The sequence below is a fragment of the Exiguobacterium sp. s166 genome, from assembly GCF_018618855.1.
GTDB lineage: Bacteria > Bacillota > Bacilli > Exiguobacteriales > Exiguobacteriaceae > Exiguobacterium_A.
In genome coordinates, this window is record NZ_JACSMU010000002.1 from 291,984 (window position 1) to 310,680 (window position 18,697).

The window sequence follows — 18,697 nt, forward strand, 5'->3', positions numbered from 1 at the left end:
CATTCCTCCAAGTAATTAAAAAAAGTGGCGGTCGCCCGCCACTTTGCTTATTTTGCGTATTCGACCGCTCGTGTTTCCCGAATGACCGTGACTTTGATATGACCCGGATAATCGAGTTCTTCTTCGATTTTTTTCCGGATATCGCTTGCCATCTTATGGGCAAGGACATCGTCGACGACATCAGGACGAACGATAATCCGTACTTCACGACCTGCTTGAATCGCAAAGGACTTCTCTACCCCGTCAAATGATTCTGAGATTTCTTCCAGACGTTCGAGACGTCGGATGTAACTCTCGAGTGTTTCTTGACGTGCACCTGGACGGGCGGCAGATAAGGCATCTGCTGCTGCGACCAGAACGGAAATGACAGATGTCGCTTCCGTATCCCCGTGGTGGGAAGCAATCGCATTGATGACGGTTGGATGTTCTTTGTACTTCGTACCAAGTTCCACTCCGATTTCAACGTGACTTCCTTCCACTTCGTGGTCAATCGCTTTCCCGATATCGTGGAGGAGACCAGCGCGTTTCGCAAGTGTTACATCCTCACCGAGCTCTGCTGCCATCATACCGGCAAGATGAGCGACTTCGAGTGAGTGGAACAATACGTTTTGACCATAACTTGTCCGATACTTCAAGCGGCCGAGAATTTTGACGAGATCCGGATGAATCCCGTGAATCCCGACATCATATGTCGCTTCTTCACCGATTTCACGAATCCGTTCGTCGACTTCCCGACGTGATTTGTCGACCATCTCTTCAATTCGTGCCGGGTGAATCCGACCGTCTTGAACGAGTTTTTCAAGGGCCATCTTCGCCACTTCGCGGCGAATCGGATCAAATCCGGACAAGATGACCGCTTCCGGTGTGTCATCGATGATTAAATCGATACCCGTTAACGTTTCGAGGGTCCGGATGTTACGGCCTTCACGACCGATGATCCGGCCTTTCATCTCGTCATTCGGCAAGTTGACGACCGAAACCGTCGTCTCTGCGATATGTTCCGCGGCGAACCGTTGAATCGCAAGTGAAAGGATGTTGCGTGCTTTTTTGTCTGCTTCTTCTTTTGCTTTTTGTTCGATTTCTTTTTGAAGAATGGCTGCATCGTGCATGGCAGCTTGTTTCGTCTCATCCATGATGATAGCTCTGGCTTCGTCTTGCGAAAGATTCGCAACACGTACGAGCTCTTGGCGTCCCTGTTCATACAGGTCCTCTACTTTGCGTTCTAACTCTTCAGCTTGATGCTTCCGTTTCGCGATCTCTGCATCACGCGTATTGATTTGTTCTTCCTTGCGGTCGATGGAATCAACACGGCGATCGAGTGTCTCTTCTTTTTGGAGCAATCGTCCTTCTTGTTTCGTTAACTCTTGACGACGTTCACGAAGCTCTTTTTCGACTTCATTCCGAAGTTTAAAGGCTTCATCTTTCGCTTCGAGCAATGCTTCTTTTTTCGTTGCTTCCGCTGATACTTGTGCACGTTCCACGATTTTCGTCGCTTCTGTTTCCGCGCCTTGAATCTTTGCTTCTGCAATCGATTTCCGCAAGAAGTAGCCTACGATGAATGCGATCAGTATTGCGAGGAGAAGTATGACAATCCAAGTTGTTGTACCCATGGGTTCACCTCCCCTTTACAAGGTGTTTCTTAGTTCATTTCGGTTATTCATCGAAGCTGTCTAAAAAACGTACATCTATATTGTAAGGATAGCACTCGTTCATTGTCAACGAACGGGCGGGAAAGAATTCCTATGTTTTCCTCTTTTCAACAAAAAAAGAGCAGAATCTGAATCGATTCCACTCTCTTTCGGCTTATTCTGCAAACAGATCTTCGTCTTGACCTTCTTCAAAGTCAACCGGTTCTTTCCGATCGACGAGACCGTGATGTTCACGAATCAATCGTTCGACCTCATCCGCAACATCCGGATGTTCGATCATGTATTGTTTTGCATTTTCACGTCCTTGACCAAGACGCTCTGAATTGTATGAATACCAAGCACCACTTTTTTGGACGATATCAAGTTCTGTTCCAAGATCAATCAATTCACCAAATTTCGAGATACCTTGTCCATACATGATATCGACTTCCGCTTGTTTGAACGGCGGAGCGATTTTGTTTTTAACGACTTTCAGTTTCGTCCGGTTTCCGACGATATCTGTACCGTTTTTCAAGGCTTCTGCACGACGGACTTCAAGACGGACAGATGAGTAGAACTTCAAGGCACGTCCACCTGGAGTCGTTTCCGGGTTACCGAACATAACACCAATTTTTTCACGAATCTGGTTGATGAAGATGACGATTGTTTTTGATTTGTTTGTCGCACCCGACAATTTACGTAACGCCTGACTCATCAAACGGGCTTGCAGACCCATATGCGAGTCACCCATTTCGCCTTCGATCTCGGCTTTCGGAACAAGTGCAGCTACTGAGTCGACAACGAGGATATCGACAGCTCCCGAACGGACTAAAGCTTCCGCGATTTCAAGTGCCTGTTCTCCTGTATCCGGTTGCGATAACAGTAACTCATCGATGTTGACACCGAGTTTGCTGGCATAAGCAGGATCTAGTGCATGCTCGGCATCGATGAATGCTGCCTGCCCGCCTTGTTTTTGAACTTCAGCAATCGCATGAAGCGAGACTGTCGTTTTACCAGAAGATTCCGGACCATAGACTTCGATTACCCGTCCACGTGGATATCCACCTGCACCGAGCGCTATATCTAATGTGATGGATCCAGAAGAGATTACGGATACTCTCTGATCTGGACTTTCACCTAGTTTCATGATTGAACCTTTACCAAATTGTTTCTCAATCTGGCGTAATGCCATCTCAAGTGCTGCTTTACGATCACTCACGTAGCAGGCCTCCTTTTATTTATCTTACTGAGATTATTGTACTTCTTTTGAGACCGAATAACAAGCTTTTTACGAACATTTATTCGCATAGTTGAAAGAAATCATCTTTTGCCTATTTCGTCCGTCAGGCTGATATTTTGAATGAGCATGAAGTACGCATCTTTGACAGAACGTAATCTAATCATACCACGGTCGAAGGCGGGATATGTCAGTTCAAGTACTTCCGTACCGCCTGAATGTGCCAGGGCACAATAGACCGTCCCAACCGCTCGTCCGCTGTTGCTCGTCGGACCTGCTTCACCGGTTAAAGCGATCGCGAGATCCGTTTGATACAGTTTGCGTGCCCCTTCCGCCATGGCAACGGCAACTTCTCTGCTGACGGCAGTCTGTTCATCAAGTAAGGTATGCGGTACACCTAAGACGTTCACTTTAGCGGTATCCGCATAGACGACGGCACTGCCGCGGAAAACATCACTTGCGCCTTGAATATCGGTCAAACCGCTCGCAAAAGCACCTCCGGTCAGTGACTCCGCTGCAGACAGGGTCAGACCGGCTTTCCGGCAGCGGTCGAGGACGACCTCGGGTAAACTCGTTTCGCCGTAACCGTAAAAGTGACTCCCGACTTCGGCAAGTATCTGCTGCTCCAGCGTGTCAAGCATACCAAGGGCGACTTGTTCATCAAGCGCCTTTGCCGTCAAACGAAGACGGACTTCTGCTAATTCGGCATACGGTGCGACGGAAGGATTACGGGCGGTCCGGATGAGATTCGCCAACTGATCGTTTAATGCCGACTCTCCGATGCCGAAGAAACGTAATGTTCTCGATTTAATCGTTTCCTTGCCTAAAAGATGATCGAAATGGTCCGCAATGATCCGTTTCATTTCCCGCGGAACACCCGGTAGCAGAATGTATTGATGGTCCGGTGTATGAACGGACATACCCGGTGCAAGTCCCGCCTGGTTCGTCAAAACATCGGCTTGATCGATGACAAGAGCCTGTTTTTTTTCGTTCTCCGTCATCGTGCGTCCCCGCGTTTTTAAAAATGCCTCAATCCGGTCGTAGGCCGGTTGATCCACATGAAGCGTCCGTCCGAGCAGGTCCGCCACGACCTCTTTCGTCAAGTCATCTTCCGTCGGTCCAAGTCCTCCGGTAATGACAATCAATTCCGCCCGTTCCTGGGCCCGTGTGACGACTTCGACCATCCGGTCCCGGTTATCTCCGACGACCGTATGGTAATGCACGTCAATGCCGCATGTCGCAAGCCACTCCGATAAATACTGGGCATTCGTATTCGCAATTTCCCCTAACAACAATTCACTTCCGACAGCAATGATTTCTGCTTTCATCCTACATCCCCGCTTTCTTAACTATACGAAAAGACTGTTCGGTTTGACGAACAGTCTTGTTTGATCCACCTTACATGGATTTCGTAATTAATTTGATATTTTTCGAGAAATACTCGAGACCTGAATAAATTGTTAAAATCAACGCCAACCACATCGTGATTTCCGCAAAAGGAATGTTGAATAACGCAAATCCGATATCGTGCAGTAAAAAGGCGATGATGGATGTCAACTGGACCCAGGTCTTTGCTTTTCCAGAATTTCCGGCCGCAAGGACGATCCCTTCATCTGAAGCGACAAGACGGAGTCCTGTCACAGCAAATTCACGGCATAAGATGATGACGACGACCCAGGCAGCTACGAATCCGAGTTCGACTAAATAGACGAGTGCCGCAGCGACAAGCATCTTGTCGGCGAGTGGATCCATAAATTTACCGAAGTTCGTGACCAATTTGTTTTTCCGGGCAATATACCCGTCGAGCCAATCGGTGATGGCGGCGACGGAAAAGATCATCGCGGCGACGAAGTGGGAAACCGGGAGTTCCGCTCCTAAGACATCCCACTGTCCCCAGTCTGGATTGATGGCTAAGACGGCAACGAACACGGGAATCAGTAACACGCGTAAGACCGTCAATTGATTGGGCAAGTTCATTCTCGTATCCCTCCTTTTCGGGTTATGTATGTCAGCAAAACGGCTGACATGAAGAAGACACGCCTTATGGCGTGGCTACTTTCTTCAAGTAAATATTTTGAACGAGGAGGGAGCGGTTAAGCTTAAGCTCCTGATTGTTGACGAGAATCCGGTCGATTCCTTTGATGGAGCCGACCCGAATCCGAATCACGTCCGTTTTGGCATTTTTGACGACGATCGGGTTTGGATCTGACGCATTGATATGGTCAGGTGCGAGTGCTTGTCCTTCTAAAGAAGTATCCCGTACACCGACGAACGGTGACGGTGATGCATCTTTTTTGATCCGGATGGATACACTCATTGTACCATCTGTCGGGACTTCATAGGTGATGTCTTGACCGACTGTCGTCTTGACTGCCAATGGTTTTTTCGTTTCTTTTTTTACAGGTTCTTCTTTTTTCGCCGGTTCGTCTTTCGGTTCTTCCGCTACCGGCGCGTCTGCTTCCTCACTCGGTGCGTCACCTTCATCAATCGTGACCTCACTTTGTTTCGGTGTCGCCGTTTTCGTTCCGTCACCATCCTGGAACGCCTGGAATCCGTAATACAAGGCTACCCCGATTGCAAAAATCAAGGCAATGATGATGATATTCGGAATCCACCGTTTGGCGACACTTTTCTTCGGTGCCGTTGATTTCGAATACGTCGCACGCCGGGACAGCTCAACGACAGGTTGCGCTTCCGGTTCCGGCAAATCACGTTTGTAAGTCGTAAACACTTCATCGACATCAAGACCGAGTGCTTCCGCGTATGTCTTGATAAAGGCACGTGCATAAAACGCACCCGGCAATTGTTTATAGTCGCCCTCTTCAATCGCAACAATGTAACGTTTTTGAATTTTTGTTGTACTTTGAATTTGTTCAAGAGAGATTCCTAGCGTCTCCCGTTGTTCCTTTAAGTAGGTTCCGAGCTCAGTCATCGGTAACACACCTTCCATTTTCAATACTTATTCGAAATTGAACCAATCGTTCCCGCCATGGGCACGAGGTGGTTCGGTGACAATGATTTCTTCTGTCGAGTTGCGTAATTCAATGATGTAATCAAAATCATCCCACGTGTATTCGCTCGATTTAACAAAAGCATCTGGATGTTCAACGATTTTTGTAGCGGGAAGTCGCATGACTTCACGTAAAATCTGCCAATGCCGCTCGTCGAAATGGCGCTGTGAGACAAGCGCATCGATGATATAAACATAATCGCCTGTCCGTTCATCATCGAACAACGAAGTCCGGACCGTCTGTTTGATTAACGTCGATGAAAGAAATAACCATTTTTTATTGGCACTGACACTCGCCGCAACGATTGATTCGGTTTTCCCGACACGCGGCATACCGCGAACGCCAATCAACAGATGTCCATCCTGTTTGCAGAGTTCGGCCATGAAATCGACGAGAATCCCTAAATCTTCCCGGACAAAACGGAACGTCTTGATTTCGCCGCTGCTGTGGTCGATGTAACGACCATGGCGAATCGCAATCCGGTCCCGGAGTTTCGGTTTACGAAGTTTGATCACGTCAATCGTCGTCATCGTCTTCAGGATGGCTGCGAGTCGCGGGATTTGATCCGGTTGCTTGGTTTGAAGCAACATGCCCCGACGCTGGTGATCGACACCGTTAATCGTGACAATCGAAATATGTAGCATCCCCATGAGTGACGCGATGTCCCCTAATATACCAGGACGATTGACGTTCAGTTCGTACTCCAGATACCACTGTTCGAATTCACTCACGCGCCCAGCCTCCTCTTCAAATCGATTATCCATCCCTCATGTTAAATGATTTTTTGAAAAATGAAAAGCATTCCCCTAAGCAAATTTCACCGGATTACATCCAACCTCCGTCAATTTTGAGAACGGCACCATTCATATACGCCGAATCTTGTCCCATTAAATACGTTATGGCGGATGCCACTTCCTCGACCCGTCCAAAGCGACCGGCAGGTATTTCAGCGAGTGCCAGGTCCCGGTCTTCTGCGGAAAAGACGGCATTCATCGGGGTCTCGATCCAGCCCGGCGTAACGGCATTCACCCGTCCATTCATCGCACCGAGCTCCTTACTGTATGACTTGACGAAACCGAGTTGTGCCGCCTTACAGGTCGAATAGACGACTTCACCGGCGGCACCGAATTCACCTAATACACTGCTGACGACGACGATCGAAAGTGATGCTGAAAAAGCTTTTCGGCTCGTCAAAGTCTGGGCAATCCGAATCAGGGATTCGACATGCAAAGTCATCATCGCCTCGATCGAGGAACGGGACTGATCAACAAGCAGACCACTGAAACTCGTTCCGGCAATGTGAACGAATCCTTCAACGGACGGTAATTTCTCACAAAATGCCGTCAAGTTCCTCCGGTCAGACAGATCGCCTGTGACGATCTCCGCCGTCACAGGCAACTGCTTCACCATCTGTTCAAGCTCATGTTGTTTTTGGTGGGTGTGGAGGACGAGTTCATGCCCTTCCGCCGCTAAGCGGAAGGCTGTCGCCCGACCAATTGCTCCGCTTGCCCCCGTAATTAAAATCCGCATCGGTCAAGCATACGGTTTAACGATGGAAATCGCACGATTTTCAAGCGCGAACAATTCATCGAACCGGGCTTCGATTTCTTCTTTTGTAATCGATGCAATCAAAGTCGGTAACGTAAACAGATTCGTTCCGGCAAGAGCATGACGTGAGAATTGATTTGCGATGAATTCCGGTGAGTTCAACGAACGGAGGAACTTCCCTTGCATCATGTTCCGCTTCCGGACGACTTCTGTTTCTTCAAAGTCGGGACGGACAGCCAACAGTTTTTCATAGGCTGTGATGAAACGGTCCGGATCTTCCGTCTCCATTCCGAATGTCGCGAAGGCAAATTCTTCTTCACTCGAATAATCAAAGCTGAACGTATCGTCGATCAAACCGTCTTCGTACAACTCGAGATATGTGGATGACGTCTGGTCAAATAACAGGTGTAACAACAGTTCGCTTGTCAGTTCACGACGCAATTGTTCCTGTCCGCCGAGTGAACTGTCTTTATAACCGATCAAGACTTTTGGTGTCTTGACGTCCAGCTCAAGTTCAAATCGTTTACGGAAGACATTGTCTGGTTCGACGCCGTAATCGCGTTCGATCGCCGGACGATCCGTATAATCTTTTTTCGCCTGGTTCGCTTTGATCAAGGCAAGCGTCTCGGCAGGATCGATATTACCGACGACGAACAGCACCATATTGGACGGATGATAGAACGTCCGGTAACACGTATAAAGATCATCCGCTGTAATCTGATCGATTGATTCCGGTGTCCCGGCGATATCGATCCGGACCGGATGTTTCGCATACATCGATTCGATCAGACCGAAGAATAAGCGCCATCCCGGATTATCCTGATACATCTGAATTTCCTGAGTGATGATGCCTTTTTCTTTTTCGACACTCTCTTCCGTGAAATACGGATCCTGGACGAAATCAATCAGCGTTTCAAGATTTTGTTCAATCAACGATGTCGCCGAGAACAGATACGCAGTCCGCGAGAACGATGTAAAGGCGTTTGCCGATGCACCGAGGCGTCCGAATTCTTGGAAAACATCCCCTTGCTCCGACTCAAACATCTTGTGCTCGAGAAAATGCGCGATACCGTCCGGAACATTGACCCACTGTCCATCCTTTTTAAAGCGGTTATCGATTGATCCGTAACGCGTCGTAAACGTCGCATACGTCTTTTCGTAGCCTTTTTTCTGAAGTAAATAGACAGCAAGTCCGTTATCGAGCTGTTCAAAAAATACTGTTTCGTCTGTATCGTGATACGTCAACTGTTCCATTATTCTTCACCTCGCAATAGATAAACTGCCTCAAGCTCGATCGTTGCCGCTAAACGGACGACATCCTCACGTGTTGCCGTCTCGATGAGATGAATCTCATCTTCAAGCGTCAGTCCGCGCATCTTTGATCCATTCAACCAGCCGATTAATTGTCCCGGCTGATCCAGAATTTGCCGACGGGCATTGATTAACATCGCCTTCGTCTGCGTCAGTTCCTGATCCGTGAACTGCCCTGCCTTGAGATCCTTCAGTTGTTCGCCGATAATCGTCTCGGCCCGTTCCGCCTGTTTCGTCTCTACGCCGGCATAGACATACAATGCACTGTTCAGTGCGGCATAACGGGATGCCGCGTAATAGGCGAGACTTTCTTTTTCACGGACATTCATGAACAGCTTCGAATGCGGGAATCCTCCGAATAGGCCGTTCACGATTTGCATCCGAATCGAATCGACGGACGTCGGATCGACACTGACACGATATCCTAAATGCAATTTACCTTGTTTGATCGGTTGCGTCTCTGACGAACGTTTGACACCTGCCACCTGTTTTTGAGCCGGAATGTAGTGACTCGCCTTTTCATCATGGGAAGGTAAGAACGATAAGGCATCTTCCATCTCATTTTGCGTGACATGACCGACGACAAATACATCAATCCGGTCCTGTTCGACCATCGAGCGGTATGTATCACGTAAGGAAACCGGCGTGATTTGTTCGAGTGCTTCAAGTGTACCAAGTGAAGATAATGAAACCGCTTCTCCCGGTGCCATCAGCTCGAGCAAACGCTGCTGGGCAAAACGCATCTTATCATCGTATAACGAGCTGATCCGGAGAGCATGCAACCGTTTTTCTTGTTTGACGAACTGTTCCCGGAATCCACCCTCTGTCAAGTCCGGATAAAAAATCATCTGCTCCAGTAAATCGAGCGCTTCTTCAAGCAGCGTCTCATGACGTACAAGGTCACCGCGGACGACATCGAGCTGGAACGAGATGACGTGTTCTTCCCCGAATTTCGAAGCATCGGCATACAGACCTGCGTCATATAATGTTTCGAGCGGCTCACGTAATGCCTTCATCGAAGGATAGGCAGCTGTCGACTTTTCCATGATGTAGGGCAATAAGGCGCGGCTCGTCAGTGTCTTCTCTTCGAGTGGTGCTGAAAACGTCACGAGGACCGTCGTCGTCTTGAATTTATCGGTTGGAACGAGATGAAAGGTCGTTCCTTGTTTGTTCCACGTTTGAAATGACTGACTCATGCTTCTCCATCCTTTCGTTTAAACACATGGGCACTGCGTAAATATTCGATGTCCGCTTTTTCATTGACCGCATTTTCATAACGGGCCGCTGTAAAGAAGAAATCGCTTAGACGGTTGATGAACGGTAACAAATGATGTGCCTGTTCGACATCTATCATCGCCCGTTCGACACGCCGACAGACCGTACGGGCAACGTGCAGGCAAGCCGCTGCTTCCGTGCCTCCCGGTAAGATGAATTTATCGAGCGGCGGCGACAATTCCGTCAGACTGTCAATCCAGCTTTCGAGATCTTCCGTCGCAGTCGTGCTCAGACGGGATGCTTTCGGTTCGACGTACATCAAGTCACTCCCGCAATCGAACAGGACATGCTGGATGACCGTCAATTGTTCTTTGACTTCGATTGATGTCGCTTTTGTCCGGGCCAGTCCGACAAAACTGTTCAGTTCGTCCAGTTCGCCCATCAGCGTAATCCGCACATCATTTTTTTTGACACGTCCACCGACGAGTGACGTATCTCCCTCATCACCTGATTTAGTATAGATTTTCAAACGACTCACTCCTATAGCGAAAGGAAGCGAATCATAAAGTTCGCTTCCTTTGTTTTTTTGGTAATTGAATTCGGAAAACGGATCCTTTGCCCAGTTCACTTTCGACCTGGACTTCTCCATCGTGCGACCGGACGACGTTTGCAACAATCGCGAGACCGATTCCGGTCCCTGTCTTGCCGCGTGTCCGGGCTTTGTCCGCCTTGTAAAAACGGTCAAAGACAAACGGGACATCCTCTTCCGGAATACCGTCCCCTGAATCAATTACAGATAAAGATATAGTTTCCCTATCTTCTGTGATTTCAATCTTGATTTGTCCATCTTCCGTATACCGTAACGCATTTCCAAGCAGATTTGTCATCACCTGATCCATTTGATCCGGATCAGCTTCAAACTGCACGTCGGGACCGGTCACTTCAAACGATACCCGCTTTTCAAGTCCCATCTGCTTAAACTTCTTGATCATCCGGTTCGCGAACGGAACGGCATCAATCGGTTCAACCCGTTTTTCCTGATATCCGGCTTCCATCCGTGCCAGATCGAGCAAATCATTGACGAGGCGGGACAACCGTTGCGACTCATCGTATATGATGGACGCAAACTCTTTTGTCGCTTCATCACTTTCGGTCATACCGTCGACAATCGCTTCCGAATAACCTTGCAGCATGACAAGCGGTGTCCGCAGTTCGTGGCTGACGTTTGCGACGAAGTCGGCACGCATCTTCTCGAGTTGCTGCGCTTCCGTCATATCACGCAGGACAGCAACTGCTCCGATTTGTTCTTCCTGCTCAAGCAACGGACTGACGATGATGATATAAAAGCGGCCTTCCCGTTCAAAGGAAACCGTCATTTCTTTTTCTTTGCGCATGACCGTCTGGAACAACTCAATCAACTCATCCGGAACCGGTCCACCTGCCAGGAACGCTTCGGCCGGCGGATTAGTAGCCAGTAACTCACCTGATTCCGAGAAGGTCAAGACACCGTCCGCCATACACCTTAAGATGGACGATAACAAATGACGTTCCTTATCAAGATCCGTGACGTACTGATTGAGCTGACTGCTCATCTCATTAAACGCAAGCGCCAAATCCCCAATTTCGTCGCGCGAGCGCTGGGTCAGACTCTGATCAAACTTTCCTTCACCGGCCTCGACGACCGCTTGACGAATCGTTCGGAGCGGAGCCGTAATCCGGGTCGACAGGAAGAAGGCAAAGACGGTCGTTCCGATGATGGCCAGCAGGACACAAAGCTGAATGATTTGACGCGCTCCTTCATTGGCCTGTTCGATGTTCGTCAACTGTTCGATCAGATACATCGTCCCGCTTCCGCTTTCCGTGATGAACGGAGCACGGTAAGCAAGAGCTGCTTTTCCGTTAAACGTCTCGTAGTTCCCGATCGCGGTCTCCCCTTCTTCACCGTCAACGGCTTTCCAGTTCTGACGTTCGAGTTCCTTGATGATCCGCTTTGCTTTTGTTTCCGAGATATTCGTTTCGACCGTATTATCCTTCGTCGTCGCAATCAAGGTCGCCCCGTAAATATCGGTAATCTCGATCGCGGTCGCAGATCCTTCTTCGAGACCGCTGTGGGCCTGGAAGACCGTTTCGACCTGTTGCCCGAGTTTTGCCAAATGGCCCCGTTCCTGTTCGATATGGAACGAGTTGAAAAATTCGAGTAATAAAATCGTCAAGGCAATCAAGACGACGGAAACGAGTAATAAAATCGTTCCCCACAATTTAATGACGACGCTCTGTAACCATTTCATCGTCAGGCGGGATTATTCTCGAACTTGTAACCGACACCCCAAACCGTCGTAATCATTTGGGCTGCATTTGGTGACAGACGGTTCAGTTTTTCACGCAGTCGTTTGACATGTGTGTCAACGGTCCGTAAGTCGCCGAAAAACTCATAGTTCCAGACTTCTTTTAATAACTGTTCCCGCGAAAAGACTTTGTCCGTCTGCTTCGCCAGGAAATACAGCAATTCATATTCTTTTGGTGTCAAATTGACTTCCTGCGATTCGACTGTGACACGGTGGGCATCATTATCAATCGTCAAGTGCGGGAAGACGATGACATCTTTTGTTTTCGCATCCGTATGCAGGAACTTCGTTGCGCTTGCCCGGCGCAGGATTGCCTTGACACGTAAGACGACTTCGCGGGGACTGAATGGTTTGACGATATAATCGTCCGCCCCCATTTCAAAACCGTGGACCCGGTTCGTCTCTTCGCCTTTTGCCGTCAGCATGACGATTGGTGTCGCTTTCGTTTTCCGCAGTTCTTCACAGACCTGCATGCCATCGAGCTTCGGCATCATCAAATCAAGTAGAATCACATCATATTCCGTTTCAAGTGCCATCTCGAGAGCCGTTTCTCCATTGTCGGCTTCTTCAATCGTAAAGTTCTCACGTTCGAGATACATTTTTAATAAACGTCGAATCCGTTCTTCGTCATCGACGACTAAAATACGCGCTTCTTCTGACATCAGTTGATTCCTCCCATAAACTAATCTGTCTCACTCTATCCTACTACTCTTCTAGTATACTATGAAACAAAAGAAATAGCGTCTCTGACCGTGGAAATCAATCGTCTCGCCTAAAAAAGGATGGACAGCGGAAGTTTCCTTCCACCGTCCATCCTTGACTGATGATTCCAGTAATTGATTTCGTTACTTACGCGTAAGAGTGAAGACCTGCAACGACCAAGTTGACGAAAACGAGGTTGAACATGATGACGGCAAATCCGCCGACACACAACCACGCTGATTTTTTACCAATCCAGCCGCGCTGGATCCGCATGTGCAGGTAGAAGACATAGAACAGCATCGTGATCAAGGCCCATACTTCTTTCGGGTCCCAACCCCAATAACGGCTCCAAGCCATCTGTGCCCAAATCATCGCGAAGATCAATCCACCGAGAATGAAGACCGGCAAACCAATCGCAATCGCACGGTAGCTGATTTCATCTGCTGTCTCGAGATCAATCTTACGGGCGATCGGTTTCAGGCTCTCCGCCAAACGTTTCCGTAAAATGACGAAGCGAAGCAGAATATATAAGACTAAACCGCCGATCAATGACCATAAGACCGTATTGACTTTATTGGCATTGAGGAAATTCGGTAATTCAACGACAGCACCAGAACCGGAAATGATCTTTCCGTTTTCAGGACCAGTCAAAACTGGCATCGTGTAGTCATGTTGCATCGTCGCACCGTTTTTCGCGACATACTCGATCGTCGAGTTCGTTCCGAGTGCATTGAACAATAAACCGACGATGATATAACCGACGACACATGCAAGTGAAAACATGACAACTTCAAGCCATGTCCGTGTTTTCGATTCTTTGTTGAAGTCTGTCGCATGGATCAGATACAGCAATCCGGTTGCGAAGCTGACTGCAAGAATCCCTTCTCCGAGTGCTGCCGTCGTCACGTGGATTTTCAACCAGACACTTTGAAGTGCCGGAATCAACGGTTGAACTTCATCCGGGAACATCGACGCGTAAGCGATGACAAGCAACGCGACCGGCATCGCCACAAGTCCGAGGACATTGTTGCGATAAATCCCGTAGACGATCAGGAAGCCGAGTACCATCATCATTCCGAAGAATGTCGTGTACTCATAAAGATTCGAAACCGGAACGTGTCCAGCTCCTGCCCAGCGTGTGAAGAAGTAGCCGAGCTGGGCCACAAATCCCAAAAGAGCAAGTGAGAAAGCAATTTTCCCGGAACGGCTTGGTCCCTTTTTACCACTTGTTGCGACGGCAAAGAAACCGGTACTGATCAGATATAAGATGAACGACGTAAGCAGTAAATTACCGCTTAAACTAAGCAGATTCATTTCGATTCCCCCTCTTCCCGCAACTTCTGCCGGTCTTCCAGTTGCGGAAGTCCCACTTCAGTCAAGGCGAGATTGACTTCTTTTTGAAGTCCAAGTGCATTTTTATTCGTAAATCCGGCAATGTTGATCTGCCCGTTTGTTTCTTTCAACCAAAGTCTGCGGTGCGGCCAGTACATGCCGAGCAGCAACCCGATCATGAATATCATACCGCCAGCGAACAGGAACGGCAGCGTCAGATCTTTTTTAATCCGGACGCCGGAAATGTTCGACAGTTCCGTACCGGCGAAGCCCATCTTATACTGGTTTTCATCGCCGCCGACATTCAGCTTAATTCCGATCAGACTCCGTTCCCCTTTTGGATGTTCCGGTGATTTGATCGTAAAGACAAACGCCGGATTGACGGGACGGGACGAGTTCGTTGTCGGTTTTCCATCCTTGACGACGAAGTCCGGCAAGAAGTCTTTCAGTTCGACGTCATAACCGTTCTTTAATTTGTAAGTTTCCTGCGGATTGCGCAAGTCGACTTTAATCGTATCGACGACTTTACCCGTTTTTTGATTCTCGATGTTGAATGACATCGTCTTGAATTCCGGATCCGCTGCATACTGCTCTTGGAAAACTTGATAATTACCGAACTCGAACGGTTGGTTGACGGCTGTTTCACCGGTTTTGACTTTCTCAAGTTTCGGTTTAAAGTCGTCCTTCATGCCGGTTTTTTTATACAACGTCATCTGGGTGTCATAGTTTTTCGGAACACTTCCACCGGCCCGTTTTAGAGCTTCTCTGAATTTCTCGGGTTCTTTTGCCGGATCATAAAACTCAATGTTAAACGAGTTATTCTCGAGATAATACTTATTGTCCGTCGCTTCGACCGGCAACGTTTCGCCTTCACGGATCCACATCAGCTCATCTTCGTGCATGCCGGGAACGATGCGTAACATCGCTCCACCGAAGAACAGGACAAGCCCGATATGGTTGATATACGGACCCCAGCGCCCGAATCGTTGTTTCTCCGCGAGCAAGGAACTGTCTTGACGACGGACCTTGTACCCTTTTTTCTTCAGTAACGGTTCAATGGCATCAATCTGTTTGACCGTTCCAGTCGCTTCAGCGCCAAATCGCTGACCGCCCATAAAACGGTCGGACTGGATGACCGGTTGTTTCTTCAACGCACGATACAGCGGGAAGAAACGGTCGATCGATACGATGATGATGGATAACAGTAATAATGTGATTAAGCCGATGTACCACCAGGATTCAAACAAATTATGGAAGCCGAGGGCATAATAAATCTCCCCGGCCGTCCCGTATTCTTTTCCGTAAAATTCTTCCGGCGGAATCGCTTGCGGAATGTACATCTCCTGCGGGAAGATGGTTCCGACGCCGCTTGCAATGATGATTAAGCCGATCAACCACAAACCGACTTTAACGGATGAAAAGAATGTCCATGTCCGGTCGATCCATGATTGATTTTTTCGTTTTGAACGAAGCTCGGCTTCCTCATAACGCATATCCAGTTGCTTATATTCCTGCTGCATCATAAATTCCCCCTCGATGCGTTACTCGTTTGCTTTTTTGATCATTTCCTCTAACTTCGCTTGGTCAATTTCACCTTCATACTTTTCAACGACCTTACCTTCTTTGTTGATGATGAAGGTCACAGGCAGGTTGTAGATCCCGTACGCCTTCTCGACGGCACTGTTCGTATCCATCAGGACCGGATAGTCGGTTCCTCCGATTTCCTTGATGAAACTGGATACTCGGACCGGTGTCTCACCGACGTTTACTGCCGCAAAATTAACACCTTCTTTTTGCATCATGTCGTAATTGTCGTTGATCAACGGCATTTCTTTTTTACAGGGCTCACAGAATGTCCCCCAAAAATTGAGTAAAAGTCCTTTGCCTTTGTACTCGTCCATCGTATGTTGTTTTTCTCCATACAAATCGACAAGTGCAAATCCTGGCGCGTCATCTCCGGCAAGGACACGACCGTCTTTATCCCGTGTCGCCTGATCGACAAACTGCATGATAACGACCGCACCGGCGAATAATACCATCGTCATGATCATTAACCGCCAAAATGAACGTTTTTTCTTCTTTTGCTTCGCGGCTGCTAGCCGCTCGTCCGGGTTCTGATTCGTTTTTTTCATGTTGCACCGCCTCCACCCATATTGTACTTGAAATCGCTTAATTGTTGACAGAATGTGAAATACGTTAATCGTTTTGTCACAAACAAAGAAAACTCAACCCGCAGGCTGAGCTTCTCGCTTTACAAATTAACGTTTTTTTGTGTTCTTACGTCTTTTCGTAGGGGGAGCAACCGGATCCGCCAGCTCACGCAATTGATTGACTTCTTTTTTCGAAAGTTCACGCCAGTCGCCTGATGTTAATCCAGCAAGCGTCAGGAAACCAAACTGTTCCCGTTTCAACTTGATGACTTCTGCGCCGAGTGTTTCGACCATTTGACGGACTTGACGGTTATGGCCTTCATAGATGACCATTTCTAAAATCGCGGTATTTTTTTTCTTATCGACATCGCGCATCTCGACGCGTGCTTTACCGGTCTTGAATCCGTCCGGCAAGACGACACCTTTTTCAAGACCTTTGACATGATAGTAGTCCGGCACGCCTTTGATTTTGACGATGTAACGTTTCGGTACTTTGTATTTCGGGTGGAGCAGGAGATTCGAAAACTCGCCGTCGTTCGTCAACAGCAGTAATCCGCTTGTGTTGTAGTCAAGACGACCGACCGGGAAGACGCGGTGACCCGGGGGAACAAGATCGACGACCGTTTTACGGCCTTTATCATCTTCTACCGTCGAAACGACACCTGTTGGTTTATACAGCATGTAGTAAACGTGTTCTTCCCGTTCCAGCTTCACTCCGTCGACTTCGACTTCTGCACGTCCGCCGACTTTCGTCCCGAGTTCCGTGATGACTTTCCCGTTGACTTTGACACGACCTTCTGTGATTAGTTCTTCTGCCTTGCGTCGTGATGCGACACCGGCCTGGGCAATAATTTTTTGTAGACGTTCCATTAATTTATTCTCTCCTCTAGTGACGGTTCATTCCGGAAAAACAAATCCCCGTCCGCTTCAAGTGTTTCTTCAAACTCAAGCGGCGGCAATTCTTCGATACTGTTCAGTCCGAAGTGATCCAAAAAATGATCCGTCGTCTTATACAATTTGGCACGCCCGACGCCTTTGGCACGTCCGGCTTCATCAATTAATCCTTTTGCACTTAACGTGTGGATGACACGTTCCGTCTTCACACCACGAATGACTTCAATGTCCGCCCGGGTAACCGGCTGTTTGTAGGCGATGATGACGAGTGTCTCCATCGCAGCGCGTGACAGGCTGTCCTCTGCAAGAGAACCGGCATATGCCTGCACATACGGTGACATCTCTTTCCGGGTGACCATCTTGAAGACACCGCCGGATTCGACGATTTGCAACACCCGTTCGTCCGCTTCAAATGCCGTCTGAAGAGCATGTAGCTGTTCCCGAGCCGCTGCCTCACTGATTTCAAGGACTTGACTCAGACCACGCGGATCGATTCCGTCGTCTCCGACGACGAATAACAAACTTTCAATGATTCGCTCATACGCCAATCTGATTCTCCTCCTTCACTAAGGCACGCAACAGGATATCATCGTTCATTTGCTCACAGGCGACGACCCGTTGTTTGACCAGTTCGAGTACGGCCAAAAAGCTGACGACCAATTCTTCAACGGTCGGTTGTTCCGTGAAAAAACCAAAAAACGTCGTTCCTTCATTGGCAAAAACATATTCCGAAACGTGAACCATCTGTTGTTCAAGTGTCCGTTCTTCCCGTTTGACGGTTTTTGAACGGCGTACTTTCCAGGCGACGCGTTGACGCATTTTCTCATAAGCGCGCAACAAGTCACTAAAAGACAGGTTTCCACTGTAATCCTGATTGTCCGCATCCAGATACGTCATCAAGTCTTCCGGCTGTTTTGAAAACAGTTCGAGCCGCGCTTCTTCCTTTTCCTTTAAGACAAGTGCAGCTTCTTTGTATGCTTTATATTCGATCAGTTGCTGAATCAACCCTTCACGTGTCGGATCCTCTTCAAAATCCGGAACTTCTTCGAAATCCGTCTGTTCGACAGGTAACAGTTGTTTACTTTTTAATTGCAGGAGCGTCGCTGCCATGACAAGGTATTCACTCGCAACATCCAGTTCGAGATGTTGCATGGCCTGAATATAGGACACATACTGATCCGTCACGATTGAGACGGAAATGTCATACAGGTCAATCTCCAGTTTACCAATCAAATGTAACAACAAATCCAACGGGCCTTCAAACGCATCCATCTTTACACTGTATGATTCCATGATTCTCCCTGCCCATCAACGTTTTTTGCGC

General features: G+C 48.2%; 18 protein-coding genes. All 18 read right to left on the reverse strand.

What is annotated here, in order from left to right; all coding sequences use genetic code 11:
• Positions 1 to 47: 47 nt before the first annotated feature.
• The 18 genes from rny to KNP93_RS05985 all read right to left on the reverse strand — a co-directional run bounded on the left by rny (position 48) and on the right by KNP93_RS05985 (position 18,666).
• A complete protein-coding gene (gene rny, locus KNP93_RS05900; RefSeq protein WP_012369930.1) occupies positions 48 to 1,610 on the reverse strand; it encodes a ribonuclease Y in 1,563 nt (520 codons plus the stop codon).
• A 193-nt stretch (positions 1,611 to 1,803) separates the two neighbouring features.
• Positions 1,804 to 2,847: a recombinase RecA gene (recA, locus tag KNP93_RS05905; protein WP_131503026.1), complete on the reverse strand. Its 1,044-nt coding sequence runs from the start codon at positions 2,845 to 2,847 to the stop codon at positions 1,804 to 1,806.
• A 101-nt stretch (positions 2,848 to 2,948) separates the two neighbouring features.
• Complete coding sequence (locus KNP93_RS05910) at positions 2,949 to 4,193, reverse strand: competence/damage-inducible protein A (RefSeq protein ID WP_214853890.1); 1,245 nt, start codon at positions 4,191 to 4,193, stop codon at positions 2,949 to 2,951.
• Positions 4,194 to 4,263: 70 nt separating this feature from the next.
• The gene (gene pgsA / locus KNP93_RS05915; protein ID WP_114596239.1) at positions 4,264 to 4,842 is read right to left on the reverse strand and encodes a CDP-diacylglycerol--glycerol-3-phosphate 3-phosphatidyltransferase; all 579 of its coding nucleotides are present in this window, start codon (positions 4,840 to 4,842) and stop codon (positions 4,264 to 4,266) included.
• 64 nt (positions 4,843 to 4,906) lie between these two features.
• Positions 4,907 to 5,797: a helix-turn-helix domain-containing protein gene (locus KNP93_RS05920; protein WP_131503028.1), complete on the reverse strand. Its 891-nt coding sequence runs from the start codon at positions 5,795 to 5,797 to the stop codon at positions 4,907 to 4,909.
• 27 nt (positions 5,798 to 5,824) lie between these two features.
• Positions 5,825 to 6,607: a DUF3388 domain-containing protein gene (locus KNP93_RS05925; RefSeq protein ID WP_012369925.1), complete on the reverse strand. Its 783-nt coding sequence runs from the start codon at positions 6,605 to 6,607 to the stop codon at positions 5,825 to 5,827.
• 94 nt (positions 6,608 to 6,701) lie between these two features.
• Positions 6,702 to 7,406, reverse strand: a complete 705-nt coding sequence (ymfI, locus tag KNP93_RS05930; RefSeq protein WP_214853892.1) for an elongation factor P 5-aminopentanone reductase — start codon at positions 7,404 to 7,406, stop codon at positions 6,702 to 6,704.
• Between the two features lie 3 nt (positions 7,407 to 7,409).
• The gene (yfmH, locus tag KNP93_RS05935) at positions 7,410 to 8,681 is read right to left on the reverse strand and encodes an EF-P 5-aminopentanol modification-associated protein YfmH (RefSeq protein WP_371819887.1); all 1,272 of its coding nucleotides are present in this window, start codon (positions 8,679 to 8,681) and stop codon (positions 7,410 to 7,412) included.
• Entirely contained in the window at positions 8,678 to 9,931 is a 1,254-nt protein-coding gene (gene yfmF, locus KNP93_RS05940; protein WP_214853894.1) for an EF-P 5-aminopentanol modification-associated protein YfmF, read from the reverse strand. Before yfmF ends, yfmH begins: the two co-directional genes overlap by 4 nt.
• On the reverse strand, positions 9,928 to 10,479 hold the full coding sequence (locus KNP93_RS05945) for a cob(I)yrinic acid a,c-diamide adenosyltransferase (protein WP_114596244.1): 552 nt from the start codon (positions 10,477 to 10,479) through the stop codon (positions 9,928 to 9,930). Before KNP93_RS05945 ends, yfmF begins: the two co-directional genes overlap by 4 nt.
• Positions 10,480 to 10,510: 31 nt before the next feature.
• Entirely contained in the window at positions 10,511 to 12,238 is a 1,728-nt protein-coding gene (locus KNP93_RS05950; RefSeq protein ID WP_131503032.1) for an ATP-binding protein, read from the reverse strand.
• A gap of 2 nt (positions 12,239 to 12,240) precedes the next feature.
• Positions 12,241 to 12,957 (reverse strand): response regulator transcription factor, encoded by a 717-nt coding sequence (locus tag KNP93_RS05955; protein ID WP_012369919.1) that lies wholly within the window; start codon positions 12,955 to 12,957, stop codon positions 12,241 to 12,243.
• A 187-nt stretch (positions 12,958 to 13,144) separates the two neighbouring features.
• Positions 13,145 to 14,311 (reverse strand): c-type cytochrome biogenesis protein CcsB, encoded by a 1,167-nt coding sequence (gene ccsB, locus KNP93_RS05960; protein ID WP_131503033.1) that lies wholly within the window; start codon positions 14,309 to 14,311, stop codon positions 13,145 to 13,147.
• Positions 14,308 to 15,849 carry a cytochrome c biogenesis protein ResB gene (gene resB / locus KNP93_RS05965; protein WP_251138679.1) on the reverse strand — a complete coding sequence of 514 codons (1,542 nt, stop codon included), beginning with the start codon at positions 15,847 to 15,849 and terminating at the stop codon, positions 14,308 to 14,310. Before resB ends, ccsB begins: the two co-directional genes overlap by 4 nt.
• A 21-nt stretch (positions 15,850 to 15,870) precedes the next feature.
• A complete protein-coding gene (locus tag KNP93_RS05970; protein ID WP_026828810.1) occupies positions 15,871 to 16,461 on the reverse strand; it encodes a redoxin domain-containing protein in 591 nt (196 codons plus the stop codon).
• A gap of 126 nt (positions 16,462 to 16,587) precedes the next feature.
• A complete protein-coding gene (locus KNP93_RS05975) occupies positions 16,588 to 17,349 on the reverse strand; it encodes a pseudouridine synthase (protein ID WP_014969990.1) in 762 nt (253 codons plus the stop codon).
• Positions 17,349 to 17,921 carry an SMC-Scp complex subunit ScpB gene (gene scpB / locus KNP93_RS05980; protein WP_131973138.1) on the reverse strand — a complete coding sequence of 191 codons (573 nt, stop codon included), beginning with the start codon at positions 17,919 to 17,921 and terminating at the stop codon, positions 17,349 to 17,351. The genes KNP93_RS05975 and scpB overlap by 1 nt, the downstream gene beginning before the upstream one ends.
• Positions 17,911 to 18,666: a segregation/condensation protein A gene (locus KNP93_RS05985; protein WP_214853904.1), complete on the reverse strand. Its 756-nt coding sequence runs from the start codon at positions 18,664 to 18,666 to the stop codon at positions 17,911 to 17,913. The genes scpB and KNP93_RS05985 overlap by 11 nt, the downstream gene beginning before the upstream one ends.
• Positions 18,667 to 18,697: the final 31 nt, after the last annotated feature.